The 23779-nt window shown below is 30.1% G+C and carries 16 protein-coding genes; 13 read left to right on the top strand and 3 right to left on the bottom strand.

From position 1 onward, the window contains the following. Positions 1 to 12: 12 nt before the first annotated feature. From HW119_RS13870 to HW119_RS13825, 10 genes are read left to right on the top strand one after another with little or no spacing between them, the layout of a single operon-like run. Positions 13 to 1572 carry an MATE family efflux transporter gene (locus HW119_RS13870; protein ID WP_177765360.1) on the top strand — a complete coding sequence of 520 codons (1560 nt, stop codon included), beginning with the start codon at positions 13 to 15 and terminating at the stop codon, positions 1570 to 1572. Beyond that, positions 1541 to 2143 (top strand): acyltransferase, encoded by a 603-nt coding sequence (locus HW119_RS16785; protein WP_177765358.1) that lies wholly within the window; start codon positions 1541 to 1543, stop codon positions 2141 to 2143. Before HW119_RS13870 ends, HW119_RS16785 begins: the two co-directional genes overlap by 32 nt. Then, positions 2136 to 3272 (top strand): O-antigen ligase family protein, encoded by a 1137-nt coding sequence (locus HW119_RS13860; protein ID WP_177765356.1) that lies wholly within the window; start codon positions 2136 to 2138, stop codon positions 3270 to 3272. Before HW119_RS16785 ends, HW119_RS13860 begins: the two co-directional genes overlap by 8 nt. After that, complete coding sequence (locus HW119_RS13855) at positions 3269 to 4411, top strand: glycosyltransferase (RefSeq protein WP_177765354.1); 1143 nt, start codon at positions 3269 to 3271, stop codon at positions 4409 to 4411. Before HW119_RS13860 ends, HW119_RS13855 begins: the two co-directional genes overlap by 4 nt. Continuing rightward, a complete protein-coding gene (locus tag HW119_RS13850; RefSeq protein ID WP_177765352.1) occupies positions 4401 to 4910 on the top strand; it encodes an acyltransferase in 510 nt (169 codons plus the stop codon). The genes HW119_RS13855 and HW119_RS13850 overlap by 11 nt, the downstream gene beginning before the upstream one ends. Further along, on the top strand, positions 4910 to 6190 hold the full coding sequence (locus HW119_RS13845; RefSeq protein WP_177765350.1) for a phenylacetate--CoA ligase family protein: 1281 nt from the start codon (positions 4910 to 4912) through the stop codon (positions 6188 to 6190). Before HW119_RS13850 ends, HW119_RS13845 begins: the two co-directional genes overlap by 1 nt. 3 nt (positions 6191 to 6193) lie before the next feature. Next, on the top strand, positions 6194 to 6943 hold the full coding sequence (locus HW119_RS13840; protein WP_177765348.1) for a glycosyltransferase family 2 protein: 750 nt from the start codon (positions 6194 to 6196) through the stop codon (positions 6941 to 6943). 3 nt (positions 6944 to 6946) lie between these two features. Then, positions 6947 to 7903 (top strand): MraY family glycosyltransferase, encoded by a 957-nt coding sequence (locus tag HW119_RS13835; RefSeq protein ID WP_177765346.1) that lies wholly within the window; start codon positions 6947 to 6949, stop codon positions 7901 to 7903. Continuing rightward, on the top strand, positions 7903 to 8373 hold the full coding sequence (locus HW119_RS13830; RefSeq protein ID WP_177765344.1) for a transferase: 471 nt from the start codon (positions 7903 to 7905) through the stop codon (positions 8371 to 8373). Before HW119_RS13835 ends, HW119_RS13830 begins: the two co-directional genes overlap by 1 nt. Before the next feature lie 18 nt (positions 8374 to 8391). Then, a complete protein-coding gene (locus tag HW119_RS13825; RefSeq protein ID WP_410503959.1) occupies positions 8392 to 8556 on the top strand; it encodes a hypothetical protein in 165 nt (54 codons plus the stop codon). Positions 8557 to 8761: 205 nt separating this feature from the next. Here the strand turns inward: HW119_RS13825 and HW119_RS13820 are convergent, their stop codons facing one another. The 3 genes from HW119_RS13820 to HW119_RS13810 form a co-directional block, all read right to left on the bottom strand. Then, on the bottom strand, positions 8762 to 9859 hold the full coding sequence (locus tag HW119_RS13820; protein WP_177765342.1) for a hypothetical protein: 1098 nt from the start codon (positions 9857 to 9859) through the stop codon (positions 8762 to 8764). A gap of 175 nt (positions 9860 to 10034) precedes the next feature. Further along, positions 10035 to 10523: an ecotin family protein gene (locus HW119_RS13815; protein WP_177765340.1), complete on the bottom strand. Its 489-nt coding sequence runs from the start codon at positions 10521 to 10523 to the stop codon at positions 10035 to 10037. A gap of 28 nt (positions 10524 to 10551) precedes the next feature. Beyond that, positions 10552 to 10932 (bottom strand): hypothetical protein, encoded by a 381-nt coding sequence (locus tag HW119_RS13810; RefSeq protein ID WP_177765338.1) that lies wholly within the window; start codon positions 10930 to 10932, stop codon positions 10552 to 10554. Positions 10933 to 15165: 4233 nt separating this feature from the next. On the opposite strand from HW119_RS13810, the gene HW119_RS13805 reads away from it, so the two are divergent. From HW119_RS13805 to HW119_RS13795, 3 genes are all read left to right on the top strand, one after another. Further along, entirely contained in the window at positions 15166 to 16119 is a 954-nt protein-coding gene (locus HW119_RS13805; protein WP_177761900.1) for an IS110 family transposase, read from the top strand. Between the two features lie 1073 nt (positions 16120 to 17192). Then, on the top strand, positions 17193 to 18311 hold the full coding sequence (locus HW119_RS13800) for a Fic family protein (RefSeq protein WP_177765336.1): 1119 nt from the start codon (positions 17193 to 17195) through the stop codon (positions 18309 to 18311). A 2475-nt stretch (positions 18312 to 20786) separates the two neighbouring features. Beyond that, positions 20787 to 23777 (top strand): SusC/RagA family TonB-linked outer membrane protein, encoded by a 2991-nt coding sequence (locus HW119_RS13795; protein ID WP_177765334.1) that lies wholly within the window; start codon positions 20787 to 20789, stop codon positions 23775 to 23777. The last annotated feature ends 2 nt before the right edge of the window (positions 23778 to 23779 follow it).

Raw genomic sequence — 23779 nt, 5'->3', positions numbered from 1 at the left:
TCATTAATCCAAATGTTACAATCACATAGAGTTTTAGTAAATACTATAGCACTTTATTTTAGAATTATAATAAATTCTATTGTAGTTTTATTTTCAACTAGAATTGCTTTAGAAGAATTAGGAGTAGATTCATTTGGATTGTATAATTTAGTTGCTGGAGTAATCACTTTGTTGTCATTTTTTTCTGGCGCTCTAACTGTTTCAACGCAAAGATTCCTTTCGTTTGCAATTGGTGAGAATGATATAAAAAAGCTTAATAAGGTATTTAATTTAAGTTTAGCTGTTCATTTCGGATTAAGTTTTATAGTTATTATTTTATTTAAATTATTACAACCTTTTTTATTTGATGGTTTTTTAAATATTCAAGAAAAAGATATTGAAAATGCAGTAACTGTTTATAACGTAATGATATTTTCTTGTGCTGTTACCATTTTTACTATCCCTTTTAACGCAGTAATTAATGCAAGAGAAGAAATGTGGTTTTCTTCAATATCAGATATTATTTCAATTTTGTTGAAACTTTTTGCTGCAATAATGTTGTTTTATATAATAAATGATAAACTGATTGTATATAGTTATTTGATGGTTTTTGCAATTATCATTGGTTCCTTGATAAACATTTTATGGTGTAAATTTAGATATAATGAATGCAAATTAAATTTTAAACTTCAAGAAGGTGATATACTACTTTTTAAAGAGATGTTTAGTTTTGCAGGATGGAATACTTTAGGTTCACTTGCAGTTGTTTGTAGAAATCAGGGAGTAGCAGTAGTATTAAATATTTTCTTTGGTACATTTGTTAATGCAGCTTACGGTGTAGCGAATCAATTGAATTCTTTAGTAATTACTTTTGCTAGTACTTTAACGACTGTTTTTACACCAATGATTGTTAAATCTAAAGGTGCTAATGATCATGACAAGATGATATTTGTTTCAGTTTTTTCTTCAAAAGTGTCTTTTCTGTTGTCAAGTTTTATTGCTATACCTGTATTATTACATACAGAATTCATATTAAATCATTGGTTAAAAGTAATTCCAGGTGGGACAATAAATTTTTGTAAGGCTATTATTATTACTTTTTTAATTATGCAATTATACCCTGGCATTACAAGAGCAATATATGCTGCAGGAAAAATAAAATGGTATCAGATTTCGATTTCTATTTTATTAATTTTGAATGTACCAATTGGTTATTTATTATTTAGTTTAGGTTTTGCACCTGTTGCTATTTTGTATACAATGATTTTAGTACAGTTTTTAACATTACTTACAACGATATATTTTGCTAAAAAAATAATTAATTTGAATGTAAAAGAATTTCTTATTAATTCAGTTTTAAAAGCATTTATTCTTTTTCTTGGGGTTTATAGTTTAGGAGAAATATTACAAAAAACACTTCAAATTAATAAATATTTAAATTTTATAACTACTTCTGTTTTTCTTGCTATTATTTATATAAGTATTTTTTATATTTTTATATTTAATGACAAAGAAAAGGCACTTCTAGTAAATTTATTTACTAGTTTAAAAAATATAATTAATGAAAAAATTTCTAAGAAAAATAGTCGATAAATTATCATTTATTAAAAACAAGAAAAAAGCTACCTTAAAAGGAAAAGGACAAAAGTTTTATCGTTCAACTCAAATTACTTTAATTGATTCATCTAAAAAAGAGGATGTTGTAATAGAGTCTAATGCACGTATACATGGTAAAATTGTTTCTAGTAATGGAGGTAAAGTTTTTATTGGAAAATATGCCCATTTAGGTCCTAACTCAAAAATAGCATGTATAAATTCTGTATATATTGGAGCTTATACTGGTGTTGGATCAAATGTATCTATTGTTGATAATAACTATCACCCAGTAAATCCTGAAGATAGAAAATTTATGAGACAAACACCAGAAGGTTCTTTCTATAGGAAATGGAAGCATTCTGAAAGTAAAGCAATCTTTATTGGAGAAAATGTCTGGATTGGAGAAAATTCTAGAATTTTAAAAGGAGTAACAATAGGTAATAATTCTATTGTAGCTGCTAATACAGTGGTTACAAAAGATGTACCTGAAAATGCAATTGTAGCCGGAAACCCTGGTAAGATAGTAAAAACAGATATTAATAATTTACCAAGAAAATTTAATGACTAATTTTATTTTATATTTATTTTCTTTTTTTTTAGGATTTGGTTTGTTCGATCCGTTTGGTACTAATGGTTTGTATTTTGATGTTTTAACGATATTATCTTTGGTTTCAATTTTATTTAGAAATGGGTTTTCTTTTATTACGAATCGTTTTGATTTACCAACTAAATTACTTTTTCTTATAGCTTTATTATTATTTTTTAGTGCTTTTTTATATGGTGTATCATATTCTGAATTTCTACCTATTAATTTTAAGTTTATATCTGCTGTAATTATTTTTTGGTTCTTTTCAATAGAATTTTCAAAATCTCCTGAATTTGCTTTTAAATGTTTATTAATATTTTCAATTTCATGTGGATTAATCTCTTTAGGATATGTCTTAGGTATTTTTAATTCTCAATTTGAAATACTAAATGGACGACTGCGAATATTTGGAGAAAATCCGAATTCTATAAGTTCTAGGATGGCTATTTCTTTTATTATTTTGTTCTATAACTTTCTAATAAATCCACTAAAATTAAATAAAATTAATTTAGTTTTTTTGTCACTTTTGCCAACCTTAGTTTTTTTTACTATTGACACAGGATCTAGAGGTTCGTTATTAATTTTGGTATTGTCTATATTCGTAATTGTTTTTTTATCGAATATAAAAAAAGTATTAAAAATATCTTTATTAATTTTAAGTTTAATATTTATGTTTTTTATGTTTGTCTATTTGCAAGATTCAGATATTATGTCTCGTTTTCAAAATGAAGGATTGACAGATTCTCGTGACGAATTATGGACAAATGCATTAATTATTTTTTCTGATAATTTATTAATAGGTGTAGGTGAGGAAGGCTATAAACTTGAACTTTCAATATTATCAAATAGAGTTTTAGATACTCATAATTTGATTATTTATTTTCTAGTTACTGGTGGCTTGATAACTACTAGTGTTTTTTTGTATTTTTTGATATTAATTTTTAAAAAAGCATATTTTCAGATAAGATTAAAAAATTCTTTACCAATGATTTTTTTTGTTTTCTTTTTTTTCTTAATGAATAAGACAGGTGGAATCATTACTTATTTGATTATGTGGTATTTCTTGGCATATATTAATTCATTTAATTATAAAAAAAATTCTATTTCATGAGTTCAATTCTATTACATGCATGGACCTTACATAAAAAAGACAATCAATATTATATGCCCTATACACATTGGATATATTTGAAAGAAATTGTTAAATATTATGATAAAGTTTGTTTACTTTCTCCTGTAAATCTTAATTTAAAAGATGAAACTAAATTTGAATCAGTAAGCATGTTTAAAAATGTCAGAATATATGAACTTCCATATACGGAAGGCTATATTCAGGCTATTAAGCATTTCTTTACATATGTTGATGCGTATAAAACTTTGTCTAAAGAATATGATAAAGTTTATGCACGTTACCCTATTCCTTTTGGTTGGCTACAAGCATCTTTTTTTAAAAACAAAAAAAGAATTATTCATTTTGTTGGAGACCCTACAGATACGATAATTAATAATCCAAATCTGTCTCCATTAAAAAAGAAGATTTATACAACTTTTTTCAAACCCGAGCATTTGATGTTTATGAAAGCTTCTAAGCATGCTACCGTATTTACTAACGGTTTTCATTTAACTGAACGGTTAAAAAAATATGATATTAAAGCATTACCTTTAGTATCTTCCACACTGAATGATGAAGATTTCTTTTTTGAAGAAAAAAAAATCAATCAGCTTTCACCTAAATTAATTTATCTGGGTTATTTAAGAAAAGCTAAAGGATTAGATACATTAATTACATCATTTAAATTTCTTCAAGAAAATATTCCTAATGCTTCATTAACAATTGTTGGTCATGGTGAAATGGAAGAAGAGTTAAAAGTGATGATAGATAATCAAAATATCAAAAATGTTATTTTTAAAGGGCATATTGATAATAGAAAGGAATTGAATAGTATTTTACGCAGTAATGATATATTTGCTTTTGCATCTTTATCTGAAGGTTCTCCTAGAGTCATTTTGGAAGCAATGGCAAACGGATTAGCTGTTGTGAGCACTCCTGTTGGTTCTTTACCCACAACGTTTACAGATGGAAAAGAAATCTTATTTGCAGACTTTAACAATCCTAAAATGTTTGTTGATAAATATCTTCAAATAATAAATAATAATAATACCTATAACAATATCAGAAGGTCATCTTTCCAGAAAGTATCAAATTATAAAATCGAAAACTTCTTAAAATCAATTTTCTATGAAGCATAAATTAATATTATTCTATTCTTGGTTTATTAGGACCTTATTTTATTTTATTCCCGATTTACCTTTTACAATGAGAACTAGAGGTTGGTTCTATGGTTTAGCTATGAAAAAATGTGGCAAAGATTTTCAAGTAACAAATAATGCTTTATTAAAAGGTTTACATAATTTTAGTTTAGGAAATAATGTTTTTATTGGAAATAATACTGTTATTATGGGTAGTGGTGAGTTAATAATAGAAGATCAAGTTATGATAGCACCTAATTCTGTAATAGTAATTGGTAATCATACCTCAATAAATAATTCATTTAGATATGGTCCAATAAGAAAAGGTAAAGTAATATTAAAGAAAGGAAGTTGGATTGGAGCAAATTGTTCAATAGCAATTGGTACAATATTACCTGAAAATTCAGTATTAGGCGCGAATAGTTTTATTAGTAAACCTTTTGATAAAGCAAATAGTTTATATGCGGGTACACCTGCGAAATTTATAAAAGAGTTATAATGCATTCATTAATTTTCAAACTTGGTATTAAATCAAGAAACCCAAGTTTGCTTCGTTTTTATAGAGAATTAGTAAAAACAGATTCAGCCTCTCTTGAAGAGTTAAAATCAATACAAGAAAATAAGTTTAAAGAATTAATTGATTTTGCTTTTAACTATTCTCCTTATTATAAAAAGAAGTTAAATGACTTGAATATCGTAAGAGATGATATTAATTCAGTAGATGATTTAGTTAAGTTACCTATTCTTGAAAAAGATGAATTGAGAGATAATGCAGAAGCTATAAATAGTACATTTAAGTTTAATAAAGTAATTGTTTCTGAAACATCTGGGACTTCGGGTCAGCCACTTAAATTTATAAAGGATGAAGAATGGGATTCAATGAATCGAGCATCCATGTATAGAGGCTATTCATGGTATGGAGTTAATCCTTGGGATAAAAATGGATATTTTTGGGGATATAATATTTCGGGTAAAGATCAATTTAAAATCAAATTATTAGATGTACTTCAAAATCGATTTAGAATATTTTCGTACAATGAGAACGAAATAATTAAATTTACAAAAAAACTTAAATCAGCTGATTATATCGAAGGTTACTCATCAATGATTTATGAGGTTGCTAAACGTATTAATTCAATTGAAGGTATTCAAAAACCTAAAAAAATTAAATTAATAAAAGGGACTTCAGAAAAAATCTATGATAATTACCATTCAGAAACAATAAAAGCATTTGGTTCTAAAATAAGAAGTGAATACGGTGCAGCTGAAGCTGGATTAATAGCTTTTGAATGTCCAGAAGGCTACATGCACATAAATAGTGAAAATGTAATTGTTGAAGAAATTAACGGTGAGATTGTAGTGACTAATTTGATGTCTAAATCTTTTCCCATAATACGTTATAAATTAGGTGACAAGATTACATTAGCTCAAGATAATTTTAAATGTAAATGCGGTCGACATCATCCTGTAATTTTAGACGTTTTGGGGCGTGTTGGTAAAAATATTATAGGTTATCAAAATAGTTATCCTAGTTTGACTTTTTATTATGTATTTAAGAATTTAGCATTGAATCACGATATAATTTTAAATTATCAAGCGATTCAAAATGAAAGAGGCGTGATTATTTTGAAAATTGAACAAGAATCTCCAGAGTCTAAAGATTTATTGACAATAGAACTTCGTAAGTATTTTGGCAGCGATATTTCATTTGAAATAAATTTCGGTGCTAAACTTCATACAATGGAAGGAAAACTAAAGGATTTTATAACGACATTATAATTTATGAAAGTTTCTATAATTACACCTGTTTATAATGCTTCTCTTTTTTTAGAAGAAACTGCTAGATCTGTAATAGGGCAAACGTATCAAGATTGGGAATGGATGTTAGTTAATGATTGTTCTACTGATAATTCTTGGGAAATTATGCAAAAGTTAGCAGAAAAAGATAATCGAATTAAAATTTTTAATAACCCAATAAATCTGAAATCTGGTAAAACTAGAAATTTTGCAATTAAAAATGCTTCAGGCCGTTTTATAGCTTTTTTGGATGCAGATGATAAGTGGCACAAAGAAAAGTTAGCCATACAAATACCTTTTATGTTAAAAAATGATTATCATTTTAGTCATACATCTTATGGTTATTTGAATGAATACGGAAAAAAAATAAAATCAACTTTCCATGTAAGTCCTATAGTTAATTATAAACATCTTTTAAAGAGAACTGAAATTAGTTGTTTAACTGCTGTTTATGATTCCGATAAAATTGGTAAATATTATATGTCTGAACATGCCCGTAAACAAGATTATGCACTTTGGTTATCAATCCTTAAATCCGGTGTTAATTGCTATGGCATTGATCAAGAATTAGCTTATTATCGTCAAGTTAATAATTCAGCAACAAGTAAAAAGTATAAGCTTATTCTTAAACATATTTCTTTTCTAAAAGATACGCAAGGTTTCAGTTATCCAAAGGCTTTATATTACACTTCTTATTGGATGATTAATGGTTTTATTAGATATTTTATTAAATAATTTATGAATTATATTATAATTTTAATTGTCCTTTTTGTAATTGAACTTATCTATTTCAAGATCGCAGACAAATACAACATTATCGACAAACCAAACGAAAGAAGCTCTCATACAACTATTACACTAAGAGGAGGAGGCGTAATTTTTTATTTTGGAGCATTAATTTTCTTTATTTTTTCTGGCTTTCAATATCCCTATTTTTTTCTTGGTTTAACAGCAATTACTGTCATTAGTTTTTTAGATGATATTTTTACACTATCTAATAGAATCAGATTGTCAATTCATTTAACGTCAGTATTATTGATGTTTTATCAAGTTGGTCTTTTTGAACTGTCTTTGTGGTTAATACCAATTGCGTTGATATTATGTATTGGAATTATAAATGCATATAATTTTATGGATGGTATTAACGGAATTACAGTATCAAATAGTTTGGCTATTTTAATTCTATTAGCTATTTCTAATTTACAAATCAATTTTGTAGATGCTAATATTATTTATTATACCATTCTATCATGTTTAGTTTTTGGGTTTTACAATTTTAGAAATAAGGCAAAATGTTTTGCGGGTGATGTTGGGAGTGTTTGTATTGCTTTCATTGTTGTTTTTTTAATAGCTTTATTGATAATCAAAACTCAGAATATTAATTACATATTATTTTTAACTGTTTATGGACTAGATACTGTATTAACGATTGTTAGAAGATTATCAAAAAAAGAAAATATATTCGAAGCACATCGTTCACATCTGTATCAATATTATGCAAACGAAAATAAGTCAAATAGATTATTGATTTCATCTATATATGGATTGCTACAATTGTTGATTGGTATTATTGTTATTTATTGTACCAGGTTCAATTTAACCATACAGATAATATCTTCAATTTCCATTATTGTAATTTTTGGTTTAATATATTTATATTTAAAATATAATTTGATTAAAAAACATAACTTATAATGAAACAGTTTATTCTATATGGTTTTGGAGGTCATGGAAGAGTTGTAAAAGATGCGATTGAAAAAAATGGAGCTTCGGTAATCCATATTTTTGATCAAGAACATCCTTACGATGCCTCTATGTTTCCAGATATTGAACTAATTATTGCGATAGGGAATAATGAAGTTCGAAAAAATATTGCTGCTGAAATAGTTCATCCATTAGGAATTGTTATTCATCCTATGGCATCAATTGCACAGGAAGTAACAATAGGCAAAGGGACAGTTATTTTAGCAAATGCGGTCATACAAACAGGGAGTACTATCGGTGATAATTGCATTATAAACGCAAACACTACAATAGATCATGATGCAATAATAGAAGATTTTGTTAGTATTTATGCAGGTGCTTACATTGGTGGAGGTGCTAAAATAACTGAAGGTAAAACAATTGAGCCAAATGCTGTAATAAAAAGAAACACTTTTTTTTAAATACTTTTTTATAGATCAATGCATTTGCAACCAGTTTTTAAAAACGTACCGTATTACGGTGGTACGGTAGCAGAAGAACTTTTTGAAAACGGTTTATGTTCACCTTCGGGATCTAACTTAACCGAAGACGATAAAGTTCGTATCGCTACTATAGTGAAAAAAGTGTTTAAACAGCATATATAGCAGCAAAAAACGACAAGCTAAAATTTGTCGTTTTTTGTTTTAAGCGACGTTTTTTGATAAGTGGTAATTATTTTATTTTTTGAGTAAAGTTTTGCATTTTTTTATCAAATACTAAACTTAATCCTAATTTTAAAGCTAACCTAATCGAAAGGGCAACGGGCAAGACGTTCAACCGTAGGGACTGAGCGCAGCTAAAGCTAAGTTTTTATTCATATTTATAAATTTGTATTCCACTTGAATTAGCGTTTAGCAATTTGTCAGATTTAAAAATGTACCTTTCCCAATAACTTCCTCCATTTTGCATATCAAAATTCAAGGTCTTATCTACATTTCCTTTCTCATTGATGAGAGCGTATTTAATTGTTTTAGTTTGAGTGTCTTTTATAATTCCCCAAGATGAATTTCCTTTTGAAAATGTATAAAATCGAGCTTCTTCCCATCCTAATTCAGCATAACTTTTACTTATTGATTTAATAGAATCATTTTCTAAATTGATGTAGTAAATTTTTAAATATTTTTTTGAGTTGTAGTAAACACCAGGAAAAACGCTTACGACTGTCAAAATATTTCCATTTATGTAACTATCAAGAAAATACTCCGTTTCTTTTGAATTCAATGAAATTTCAGAATATTTTCCCTTTCTGAAGGTCATAATGTTCATTGGATTAGTAGGATGAATATATTGTCCAAATAAATAGATATCTGAACCATTTGCAATTACTTTTTTTGGCTTTGGTTGATAATCACTACTTTTAAATCTCACAATTTCTTTGTTGCTAAGATTGTATTGAATGATTTCGGATTTTGAATTGCTTGAATTTGAAATTCCATCACTTACTGTATGACCAAAAATCAAATGATCACCCTCAATAGTAATATTTGAAGGACTTAAGGATGTTGTACCGAATGGTACTTTATTTTCAATTACTCCATCTAAACTAATGATAAATAGATTAATCTTAACATCTTGTGTTAAAGGCTGAACAGTACCTTGAGTAACCAGAGCATAAATTTTATCTTTGTGTCTTTTTATTGAGTAAATTATGTTTGAATGCGCATCATTAATTTTAAGAGTCCATTTTGGTTTTAAATTTATGTCGTAATTAATCAAATAAGCATCGGTAGAATTCCCATCGTTTATTTCTGTTTTAAATGTATAACCAGCACAGTAAATATCATCATTTTGCCAATCGATACTCTCCACATATTGAATTTTTTCGAAGCGATATTTTACAATTAATTCTTGACTATAAGAAAAATTTACAAAAAGTAAAACTATAATAAATAGAAATTGATTTTTCATTTTAAACTTGTTCTTATATAAAATTAAAACTAAGATTTATATACAATAATATTTAAAAGGTTTAAAAATCGCTATGACATTCTGAGAAATTTTGATTTGTTGCTTATTGGATGTTTTTCGAATTTATAAAACCTCGAATTTATAAACGAAGTTGGCGTAATATTAACAAATAAAATTATTTAAAATTAACCGTAGTAAATTCTTTTGTTATCGTGTTCCATAATCGATATTCTAAAGTATAGCTTTCTGGTATATAAAAAGGGATAGGATAGTAACTGTTATATTCTAGAAGTAAAGAGTTATCACTAAGAATTTTTCTTTTAACTCTCTTCTCCTTTTTGCAACTGTCATTCATAAACCCTTCAAAAACTTCGGCCTGATTTGTAGTTAAATCATAATAAGGGAAACGTCCGTCTTTAATCCCAGAGCCTTTAACCAACGCATCTGGTCTAAAATAAAAATCAGCTTTACTACAAGGATATAGTTCCGTCTCCATACCAAAGCGAACTTCAACTTTGAATTGATCATCGTTTTCTATTTTAGGGAAAATTAAATCCACGCGTTTGTAACCTTCTTTTGGTTGTGGATAAGTTGGTGTGTTTTGTGCAAATGTAGTTATAGTGCAAAAGATTGCTAATATTCCTACAATAAGTTTTTTTGTCATTTTTAATTAAGTGTATTTTTCTCTGGGGTTATTTATTTTTTAATTTGTATTCAGTTACAAAATTTTGTAGTGCTTTTACAAATTCAGGATTATTAACCTCTTTTAATTCACCCATATCATTAGTTTTTTTAATTTTCTCTAACATGCCATTTTTTTGCAATCGTTTGTATTCAGTTTGTAATGCCAGGGCAAGTCCAGTTGATTCTCTAGGAATTGATTGAATTAGAGTAGTGTTATCTACTTCTAAAATTTCCCCAACTTCATTTAACCTCTTCAAGCTTGGCTGGGCAGTATTTGAATTCCATTTGCTTATAGTGGTATCATCCATATCTAAATAAAGAGCAAGTACTTTTACTTGTAACTCTGAGGTATTTAAGATTTTTTTTATATTATTAATTTTTTTTGCCATTTTTTTTAAAAACTTGCATTATATTCCAGTTTATTTATTATATTTGTTTTAGCGAATTGATAATTAAACTGTTTCAGTTATAATTAAACGATGTTGTCTCGAGTCAAAACGACCAATTTTCCATCGAGATCATTGTGAAATCGCTCCATGTCTCAAAAAAGTTTCGTACTTTCGCATACGGCATGGGCGGTTTTCACGTGTGCTTTAGATGGAAGCTTTAACTTTTGTTATTGTTGGGTTTGGTCGCCCTTGACTCTAAAGTGTGAAACCGCCTTGCCTTTTTTGTGCAAAATTTTTTCATACTCCAAGATGCATCGTTCCATAAACCCAAACTATAAAATTATGAGAACGAAATTTTTAACATCCATACTCAAACCACCTACTTAACAGTCGGGTGGTTATATCCCAAACTGCTACAAAACCAAAAAAGGGGCTAACTGTTAGTTAAATCAATTATAGCCATAATTCCCTAACGGCCATGCCCCCAAAAAACCTTGTTTTAGGTAAATACCATCTATTTTTAAACTCGCCCTTTAAAAGTAATGCTTTATTTTGGTTTACCAAAAAAACAAGGCAATTATTGTAGCTGTAGCAGTTTTTGGGTTTTATTTTAGTATCAAAAGTAAACTTGGTTTTTTCCCAATATCATTTCCCTTTTTTTTCCAAGGTCAACATGAAAAAAAGCCAAGTTGTACACAACATCCTCTTAATTATAGGTTCGTACACCCTATAAGTATATTTTTTAGAATCCCTTTGTTTGTAAGGGTTCCATCAGTGTTTTGCTAATCTAAACATACCGTTTTCTAATTATTTTATAATAAATATTTTCCAACTTGTGAATTATATTCAAAAAAAAGTTGTATGGGAACAGGATAACTGCACACTTTAATTACCTATACATTACCTAAAAACTTTTATTTGTGTAAGAATACTCATGCCCCAAACTTAAAGTATAGATACTCCATAGATAAAGCATAGATAGTGCATTAAATGAATTGGGGAGTAGGGAATGGGGAATAAGGAATTGAATTTGAAAATGAGATAATTTGAAGATTTGAAAATGAAATGATTATATGTTCTAGGTTTAAAGTTTAAGGTTCAAAATAGTATATTCAGTAGAAACAAAGCGAATTAGCGAATCAGCGATAAAAGGAATAGGGAATGGGGAATAAGGAATTGAATTTGAAAATGAGATAATTTGAAGATTTGAAAATGAAATGATTATAAGTTCTAGGTTAAAAGTTTAAGGTTCGAAATAGTATATTCAGTAGAAACAGAGCGTATATAGTAACCAAGTGACGTAGTGACGTAGTAACGTAGTAACGAAGTGACGTAGTGACCAAGTAACCAAGTGACCAAGTTTATAACTACAAAATGGAATATTAAGTACAAATAAAACACGTTCATTGAAAAACAAAACACAATATTCAGCAGATACGTAAACCCGACATACAGGATTTTGACGAGAATCTGCAAGGTGAAATTTCGTAAGAAAGGAACTGCTGACCGATACTTTGAAAAAGCAAGACCAGTTCCTTTTAGAAATAAGCCGTAGTAGATCGTTAAAATACTGCGTCGAAGCACTTTATTCGAGAGTTAATATTTGTTTTGGATCTCATGAATACGACGCCATAGACTTCCAGTGTAAATGGTCAAGTCATTAAGGCTTGTATTTGTCTTCTTTAGTGCTTTTAAAGAAGAAGAAAACCAATACAAAACTCAATTCTCACTATTGAAACCAAAGTAATCCTAAGAAAACAAATGAGATACTTCATCAAGTGCAGAATGACATAATAGAATCAAGTTAAAACAAAATATGTCAATTGAAAGAAAGGAATCAATATTCAGTAGAAACAAAGCGAATCTGCATTTTAAGGAATAGGGAATGGGGAATAGGGAATTGGGAAAATGTGATAATTTGAAGATTTGAAAATGAAATGATTATATGTTCTAGGTTTAAAGTTTAAGGTTTAAAATAGTATATTCAGTAGAAACAAAGCGTATATAGTAACCAAGTGTCCAAGTGACGTAGTGACCGAGTAACCAAGTTTAGAACTACAAAATAGAATATTAAGTACAAATAAAACACGTTCATTGAAAAACAAAACACAATATTCAGCAGAAACGTAAACCCGACATACAGAATTTTAACGAGAATCTGCAAGGTGAAATTTCTTAAAAAAGCAATCGCTGACCGAAGCGAAGCAAGACCGGTTGCTTTTAGAAATAAGCCGTAGTAGATCGTTAAAATACTGCGTCGGAAACCCCTTTTGGTTCTTTTGGGGGTAATCCAAAAGAATAATATAAGAATCAAAAAACTTAATGTGATACTGACCCGATCTTGCGAACTATACGAAGTAACCAAGTTTGTAACTACAAAATTGAATATTAACTACAAACAGAACACGTTCATTGAAATAGGGAATTAGGGAATAGAGAAATAGTAAATGGAATTATAAGTAAACTATTTATTACAAATAAAATAAACGGACTAAAAAAAGTATTCACAACCTATTTTGCAGAATCGAAACCCCGACATACAGGATTTTGACGAGAATCTGCAAGGTGAAATTTCTTAAAAAAGCAACCGCTGACCGAAGCGAAGCAAGACCGGTTGCTTTTAGAAATAAGCCGTAGTAGATCGTTAAAATACTGCGTCGGAAACCCCTTTTATTCGAGCGTTAATATTTGTTTTGGTTCTCATGAATACTGCGCCTTACACGTTCAGTGTAAATAATCAAGTCATTAAGGCTTGTATGTGTTTCTTTTGGGGGTAATCCAAAAGAAAATAACCAAATCCGCACCCGAGGACAAAGTCCGAACGGAACGAATTTAAATCCGGATCCAAGTTATAATATTTAGTAGTATATATCAGCTTCATTGAAAGAAGAAAATCAATATTCAGCAGAATCGAAACCCCGACATACAGTCAAAATGCGAGTGTCTAAAAGTTGAGAAAAGCGTAAAATCAAAAAGCTGATTATTCGAGTGTTAATATTTGTTTTCGATCTCATGAATACTGCGCCTTACACGTTCAGTGTAAATAGTCAAGTCATAAAGGCTTGTATTTGTTTTCTTTAGTGCATTTAAAGAAAAAGAAATAAAATAAAGAATTACAATTCTACTTTAAAACGAAAACAAAAAATAAGATACGATACTGACCCAATCTTGCGAATTGTACGAAGTAACCAAGTAACGAAGTGACGAAGTAACCAAGTTTATAACTACAAAATAGAATATTAACTACAAACAAAACGTTCATTGAAAGAATAAATACAATATATAGCAGAAATAAACGGCATTTAGCTCTAACAGGAGCATCAAACCAGTGAAACGAGCGTAATCTTTTTGAGTTGCTTGCAACGATTCAAAAAGATAGTGAGTAAACTGAGGTTTGATCCTGATAGAGGTAGCCGTAAAAAAAGACTTTTGTTTCTTTTAGTCATAAAAGAAAAGTATGAAATTAAAATGTTTCGCAGAATAGATTATTCAGTACAAACAAAAAACGTTCATTGATAGGTAATTTTAAAAACGAATAGAATTAGAATAAGTTTGGCGACCATTCAGAAAAATAAAAAACACACACACAGCAAGCCTCTTTGCTATATCAGAAAGTTAGGAGCCTGCGTTTTCAACCCACATTAAGTAAAAGAAAATCATTTTTATTAGAATTAGTTTATTAATGTTAAAACAATCGAACCACGCAAAAAATTCTTTTCATAGTAGGTTTTATATTTTATTAAAAAGTCGTGGTTCGGGAGTTTTTTTAGGGAATGGGGAATGGGGAATGGGGAATAGAAACAAAATATTCTAAACTAATAACTAAAAGCTAAAGACTAAAAATTAAAAACACTTTTAATATTTTTTATTTTGTTAGTTAAGAGTCAGGTACACAGTTATGATAAAAATTAAGTTTAACCCGCTAGGTTCTAGTTTGAGACGGATTAACTGTGTACTGAAGCTCTTTTTGGGAAATTGGGATTAGGGAATTGAATTTGAAATATACTGTCATTCTATGTTTGCAAATAGTTATTTTTAAATATTGTAAATCGAGAAAGAAAAGAAAGGGTAAAGAAGTAAGACTATTGATTGTCATTTGTCATATAAGACCGTTCAGAATGTTAGTTCCTTTACCCTTACTACAAAATTTGGACAGAACATTAGGTTATAAAGCCTGTATTTAGAATAGGTAAATTAGTGTAGTAATTTCTTTTCTGATAAAACATTTTATGTATGTGTAAAATTATTGGAATTGACATTAGCAAACAAACTTTTGATGTAAGTTTTAAGCGAAAAGAACGATGGGATTATTTTGTTTTTCCTAATGAAGAAAAAGGATTTAAACAGTTGTTAAATTTGATAGAACAAGTAGATTGGGTTGTTATGGAGGCTTCGGGCAGTTATTATTTCCCATTAGCTACTTTTTTAAGCAGTCGGAATATTAAAGTTTGTGTAGAAAATCCTTTGGTGATCAAGCGTTTTAGTCAGACAATGCTTTATCGTGCTAAAACGGACAAAAAAGACGCAAGAACAATAGCCGAATATGGTGAAAAGTATGACTTGAAACAGTGGGAACAAGAAAGTGAAAATTGTACGAAGCTTCGACATTTATACACACGAGTTGAACTGTTAAATAAACAAATCCAACAAAACAAACGCCAATTAGAAGCCTTTGAAAGCAGTGGTTCGTTAGACAAATTTTTAGAAAAGACTATAAAAAAAGATCTTTCCAATCTTGAAAAAACCAAACATAAAATCGAAGTAGAAATGGAACGATTAGCAAAACAGCAATACGGTCAGACTATCGAGAATATTGAGAGTATTCCAGGCATAGGTAGAAAAACCGCAATGATGCTATCTTTGATAACCGATAACTTCAAGAAGTTTGAGAATTATAAACAGCTCATCGCTTATGTAGGGTTTAGTCCCAGAATATATCAAAGTGGAACCAGTGTAAAGGGAAAAGGACATATTTGTAAAATGGGTAAAGCACAAATCAGAAAGTTGCTTTATATGTGCAGTTGGTCAGCTAAACATTGTAACAAAACTTGTAAAGAAATGTACGACAGATTGAAAAGCCTTGGAAAACCAGAAAGAGTAATTAAAATAGCTATTGCAAACAAACTATTAAAACAAGCGTTTGCAATAGCTAAAGCGAATGGTAAATATCAAGAAAATTATTGTTAAAATAGTTGCATAGAAACACAGAACATTCTGAGCGCAGTGAAACGGAGTCGAAGAATCTTTGTACAAACAAAAACGTTCATTGTAATAGAAAATATGAAATAGAGAATCGGGAATTGAATTTGAAAATGAGTTGATTTGAAAATTTGAAAATGAAATTAAATCTTCCGCAGAATCGAAACCCGACATACAGAATTTTGACGAGAATCTGCAAGGTGCAATTTCGTAAAAAAGTAACCTCTGTTCGAAGCGAAGCAAGTCTGGTTACTTTTAGAAATAAACCGTAGTAGATCGTTAAAATACTGAGTCGAAGCACTTTTTCTTTCTTTTTGGTGCTTCAAAAAGGAAAAAGTAAAATACAAAAATTTAAATGTACTATTAAAACAAAACAAACTCTTGAAAACTAGATGCGATGCAGCATCAAGTGCAGCATGACAAAATAGAATATGAAGTACAAACAAAAACGTTCATTGTAATAGGGAATAGGGAAAAAGAGAATCGGGACTTCAATTTGAAAATGTAATAAAATATTCAGTAGAATCGTAAACTCGACATACAGTATAAATGCGAGAGTCTAAAAGTTGAGAAAAGCGTAAAATCAATGAGCTGACCGAAGCTTTGAAAAAGCAAGATCTTATTGATTTAGCGTTCGAAACCCTTTAGACCGTATTTAGACTGCGTCGGAGCACTTTTTCTTTCTTTTTGGTGCTTAAAAAAGAAAAGGAAAAAGACATAAAAATAAAAAAATCCCCCTGAGTAAAGTTGGCGCTCGCATCAGGGAGATAAATATTAATCAACTCGAATTATTAACTAACATCACAAAATCATGAAAAAATTACTTTTACAGCACTAACCGTACCCCTAACGTACGTGCTAATTTTGCAGTTATGTAGTTTAAAAAACTACGTAAAAGAAAAAAAAATAAAGCTATTAGCTGGAGTTTCTTAAAAAAGGGATATAAGCTATGAAAACGTATTTTCTTTCTATAGAAAATAAAAATGCGGTGAATAATAGTTTTAATGACCGCATATTGTGCGGTAAATAATAGTTATATTTACTGCATAAAAATCAATACCATGGCAATATACATTCATCAATTAAAAAACTGGACGCATTTTATATGGGATAACGATGTACTTATTCATAAACTAGCTCATGTTAGAAATGTGCAAGGAAAGTTAGTGGGTAAGCTGGAGATTCTAGGATTTGATCTCAAAGAAGAAGCTAATCTGTTAACATTGACAGAAGATGTCATAAAATCATCAGCTATAGAAGGTGAACAATTAGATAAAGATCAGGTAAGGTCATCAATAGCTCGAAGATTAGGACTTGATATATCCGGACTTATTCCATCAGATAGAAATGTGGATGGTGTAGTGGAAATGATGATAGATGCCGTAAATAATGCCTTACTTCCATTAACAGAAGAGAGATTGTTTAATTGGCATGCTGCGCTCTTCCCAACAGGTAGAAGTGGTATGTATAAAATTCAAGTCGCTCAATGGCGCGAAGATATTGATGGACCAATGCAAGTTGTTTCTGGACCATTAGGAAGAGAAAATATACATTTTCAAGCACCAGATTCTAAAAATGTATCTAATGAAATGAGAGATTTTTTGAAATGGTTTAATGAACAGCAAAATTTAGATACGGTTCTTAAAGCGGCAATTGCTCATTTTTGGTTTGTCACCATTCATCCTTTCGATGATGGTAATGGACGTATAGCAAGAACTTTAGGAGATATGATTCTAACCAAAGCTGATGGTAATAACAAAAGGTTTTATAGTATGTCTTCGCAAATTCGTCAAAATAGAAAAGAGTATTACGAAGTTTTAGAACATACCCAAAAAGGCGATCAAGACATAACAAAATGGCTACTTTGGTTCTGTGATAACTTATTACTGGCTATAGAAAACGCAGAGCAAATTTTAACTAAAGTAATACAAAAGCATCATTTTTACCGTTTATTTGGAAGTAGGATAGAAAATGAACGACAAAAGAAAATAATAACCATGATGTTAGACGGTTTTGAAGGTAAATTAAACACAACTAAATGGGCAAAAATAAATAAAGTATCAACAGATACAGCCCTAAGGGATATAAATGATTTACTCAAAAAAAATATTTTACTAAAATCAATATCCGGTGGTAGAAGTACAAGCTATGAATTGAATTTAAAGAACATCACAGATTAACTTTTTATTTTTTGAAAGATATGAAAATCGTTGGAATAAGGAAAAGAGAATAGGGAAATAGAGAATGGGGAATTGAATTTGAAATATACTGTCATTCTGAGCGCAGTGAAACGAAGTCGAAGAATCTTTGTTCAATCAAAAACGTTCAATGTAATAGGGAATAAGGAAAAGAGAATCGGGAATCGAATTTCAAAATTTAAAGATTTGAAAGATTTGAAAATTTGAAAAAGCAGTTTAAATTATTAAGTAGAATCGAAACCTGACGTACAGTATAAATGCGAGAGTCTAAAAGTTGAGAAAAGCGTAAAATCAAAAGCTGTTTATTCGAGCGTTTATATTTGTTTTGGTTCTCATGAATACAGCGCCTTACACTTTCAGTGTAAATAGCTAAGTCATTAAGGCTTGTATTTGAAGCTTTGAAAAAGCAAGTTTTCAAATGATTTAGAAAAATGTGCGCATTTTTAGTATTTCTATTTGCAGTCTTGAAATCGAGAGGTAAATTTTGTTTTATTTTAAGTAGGAAAGTAAAAACCTCGAAGATTCACGAATACTAAAACAAATAATAACGATGAGTAATTTTTGTAACTTTTGCATCAAGGCAAACCGCAGGTTCACCGACTCTTTAAATTTAAAAATAGCAAAGAGGAGGTAAAAGTTAGAAGATAAAATATAAGAATCTAAAATGTACTATTAAAACCAAAGCAACTCAAAAAAACAAATACTACATCAAATAAAAATAATCAAAATGAATTAAAAACATAATTATTGTAAACTCTAGAATTTGAACATAAAAATCAAATAAAATCATATACCTACAAGGTTTTGAAAACCTTGCAGGAAAAAAAAATCCCTCTGAGTAAAGTTGGCGCTTGCATCAGGGAGATAAATATTAATTAACTGATTAAAACAAGCAAAATAACCAAATCACAGAATTTTCATTATTCATAATAGATAGGTAATTTTTCATTTCGAAAGTCGCGGTTTGGTAGATTTTATTTAGGGAAATGAGAATGGGGAACAGAGAACCAAATTTGAAAGTTTGAAGATTTAAAAATGAAAATAAATATTCTATTCAGTAGAATCGCAAACCCGACATACAGTATAAATGCGAGAGTCTAAAAGTTGAGAAAAGCGTAAAATCAATGAGCTGACTATTCAAGCGTTAATATTTGTTTTTGTTCTCATGAATACTGCGCCTTACACGCTCAGTCTGAATAGCCCAAGTCATTAAGGCTTGTATTTGAAGCTTTGAAAAAGTAAGATCTTATTGATTTAGCGTTCGAAACCCTTTAGACCGTATTTAGACTGCGTCGGAGCACTTTGCTTCTTTAGTGCATTTAAAGAAGAAGAAAAAAGATAAGAAATTGTAATACGTACTATAATAACCAAATGTAGTCAGAAGGTAGAATCAAAACCCTTTGAAAAAGCAGTTTAAATTATTAAGTAGAATCGTAAACCCGACATACAGAATTTTGACGAGAATCTACAAGGTGCAATTTCGTAAAAAAGTAACCTCTGTCCGAAGCGAAGCAAGTTTATTCGAGTGTTAATATTTTTTCAAGTTTCTCATGAATACTACGCCTTACACGTGTATTTTAAAAAGCTAAGTCATTAAGGCTTGTATTTGGTTACTTTTAGAAATAAGCCGTAGTAGATCGTTAAAATACTGCGTCGAAAACCCCTTTTGTTTCTTTTGGGGGTAATCCAAACCGAAGGTTCACCGACTCCCTAATTTAAAAATAACAAAGAAGAGGTAAAAGAACAAATAGAATTATAAATCTAAAATAAACACTTGAAAAACTAGATGCGATGCTGTACTTCGACGAAGCTCAGTAACCAGTGCAGCATGACGAAATAGAATATTTAGTACTGTTAAAAACGTTCATTGTAATAGGTAATAGGGAAAAGAGAATAGGAAATAGAGAATCGGGAAAAGAGAATCGGGAATTGAATTTGAAAATGTATTAATAGCATTTTCAGCAGAATAAAATTACGTTCATTAAAATGATTAACTTAATATTCAGTAGAATCGAAACCCGACATCAAAAAGAAATACGTTAAGAAAATGAAGCTTATTGCGTAAAAAATCATTTGGCTGACTGAAGCTTTGAAAAAGCAAGATTCAAATGATTTAGCAAAATGCGCGCATTTTTAGAATTTCTTTTTGCAGTCTTGATTTTTTGTAACTTTTGGATCAAGCCAAAAGTTAAAGCAAAATGTAACAATCTAAAACGTACTATTAAAACCAAAACAACTCAAAAAAACAAATGCTGTATTAAGGCAAAATGAACAAAATGAATTAAAAACATAATTATTGTAAACTTTAGAATTTGAACATAAAAATCAAATAAAATCATATACCTACAAGGTTTTGAAAACCTTGCAGGAAAAAAAAATCCCCCTGAGTAAAGTTGGCGCTCGTATCAGGGAGATAAATATTAATCAACTCGAATTATTAATTAACATTACAAAAGTATGAAAAAAATTACTTTTACAGCACTAACCGTACCCCTAACGTACGTGCTAATTATGCTGTTGTGTAGTTTAAAAACCTACGCACAAGAAAAAACACTGACTCTATCTGGAGTAGTGAAAGATGCCAACGGTCCACTAGCTGGAGTAAACGTGTGGCAAACCGATACCGAAAATGGTACCCAAACCAACGAATTGGGATTCTATACCATTCAAATTCCATTAAATACCCAAGTAACTTTTGATTATTTAGGTTACAAACCGCAAACGTTTACTGTAAAAACCAGCACTTTAAATGTTACACTGGTAGCAGATGAAAACACTTTAGATGAACTGGTAATTAATGCGGGCTATTATACCGTAAAAGACAAAGAACGCACCGGTAGTATAAGTAAAATAACCGCAAAAGAAATTGGTCAACAACCAGTTGCCAACCCACTGGCCGCTATGCAAGGACGTATGGCAGGGGTAAACATTACGCAGAATAGTGGTGTCCCTGGCGGTGGCTTCGATATACAAATAAGAGGGCGCAATAGTTTAAGAACCGAGGGAAACGCGCCCTTGTATATCGTTGATGGTGTACCCTATGCTTCGCAGTCAGCTTCAGATCAAACACTATCAGGTCAAATATTTAGTAAAGGTAACGTAAGTCCTTTAAATAGTATTAATCCAAACGATATAGAAAGTATTGAGGTACTGAAAGATGCCGATGCAACGGCTATATATGGTTCTCGTGGGAGTAATGGAGTAGTACTTATTACGACTAAGAAAGGAAGCTCTGATAGAACCACATTTTCATTTCAATCAACTACTTCAGTCAGTACCGTAGCCAAGTATATGGATTTAATGAATACAGCGCAATATTTACAAATGCGTCGAGATGCCTTTGCTAATGCAGGTGTCACTGATTACCCAGCCAATGCCTATGATGTAAATGGTACTTGGGATGAAAATAAATATACCAATTGGCAAAAAGAATTTTTGGGAGGTAAAGCTGTTTCTCAAAATACCCAGTTCTCAGTAAGCGGCGGTAATGGTAAAACCAATTATTTATTTAGTGCAGGACATCGAAAAGACGAAACGGTTTTTCCAGGTGATTTTGGTTATAAACGAACTAATTTTTTATTAAATGTAAACCATCAATCAAAAGACGATCGTTTTTATTTTCAATCTACAGTACAAAAAAGTAATCAAAAAAATAATTTGATGGTTACAGATCTGACTTCTCAAATATTTTTAGCACCCAATGCACCAGACTTGTACGATGCAGAAGGTAATTTGAATTGGGAAAACAATACGTTCGAAAATCCGTTAGCAAAACTAAATGCAACCTACACATCTCTATCCAATGATTTTTCAGCAAATGTTGTGATGGGCTATGCACTTATTAAAAATTTAAATGTTTCAATAAACGCCGGTTTACAAACTACAAATAATGTAGAAGTCAAGAAAGTACCCACTACAACTATGAACCCAGCACTGGGTTTTACCAGCAAAGACTCTTCTGTTAGTAGAACTTTGTTTTCTAGAGATGGTTGGATTATGGAACCTAAACTGTCTTATAATTTGGAAACCAATACAGGAGTTTGGAATTTCCTTATAGGTACAACTTTTGAAGAACGTAAACAAGACATTCTAGGCTTACGTGGTAACGGCTTTTTGTCAAATGATATGTTGGATAATCTTCAAAGTGCTACTTCACAGCATATTCTCAAAGATGCAGATTTAATGTATCGTTATCAAGCATTTTATGCACGTGTAAATTATATACATCAACAAAAGTATATTTTAAATCTTACAGGACGTAGAGACGGTTCAAGCCGATTTGGACCAGGTAAACAATGGGGGAATTTTGGTGCTGTGGGTGCTGCTTGGTTGTTTAGTAGAGAAAATGTATTTGATAAATCGTCTTGGTTAAGTTTCGGAAAACTAAGAGCAAGTTACGGTATTGCAGGTAATGATTTAATAGGAGATTACCAGTATTTAAATACTTTGGGATTAAATTTTCTAAAATACGACGATCAAATTGCTTTGGAACCAATGAGGTTATTCAACCCTGATTTTAGTTGGGAAACCAATAAAAAAATAGAAGTCGCATTAGAAATAGAACTTTTTAAATCAAGATTAGCTCCTTCAATTGCTTATTATAGAAACCGTTCATCAAATCAATTGGTTGGGATTCCGTTACCTGGGACTACAGGTTTTGCAAATGTGCAAGCAAATTTAAATGCAACAGTCGAAAATTCGGGTTGGGAGTTTACTCTACGTAGTATCAATATGTCCAAAAATCAATTCTTTTGGTCAACAAACATCAATATTAGTTTACCTAAAAATAAACTAATCGCCTTCCCAAACTTAGAAGAATCAACCTACGCCAATACTTACGAAATTGGGAAACCTACTTCGATACGTAAAGTATATACCTATACCGGAATAGACCCAGAAACAGGCTTGTTTACTTTTGAAGATCTAAATGGAGATGGAAAAATAGATGTCAACGACCGCAAAAAAGCTATGAACATCAATACCATGATGTTTGCGGGAATACAAAATAGCATCAATTATAAAAACTGGTCGTTAGATTTCACAATTCAATTTGTTAAGCAAAATGCATTATCTCCATTGTCTAATATGTCTCCTTTAGGATATAATGTGAATAATTTGGCCATGACTTCTGATTATTTTTCTCAAGAAAACCCTAATGGTGGTTATCAAATGCCAGTTTTACAAACAAATTCTTTAGGTACGCAGGCTTACGAGAATTACAAAAACAGTGATCAAATGATTATTGACGGTTCATACATCCGTTTAAAATCGCTGCAACTACAATACAGTTGGCAGTTAAATAATAAATCTAACTCGCGCATTGCAACCTACATTCAAGGTCAAAACTTATTTACGATAACCAATTACCCAGGTAGCGATCCAGAAACAGCCATTGGTTATTTGCCTGCTTTAAGAACTATTGCTTTAGGATTTAATTTTAATTTTTAATT

This window comes from Flavobacterium sp. I3-2 (assembly GCF_013389595.1).
Taxonomy (GTDB): Bacteria; Bacteroidota; Bacteroidia; order Flavobacteriales; family Flavobacteriaceae; genus Flavobacterium.
The sequence above is the reverse complement of the archived record's forward strand: the minus strand, read 5'-3'. Positions and strand labels throughout refer to the sequence as shown.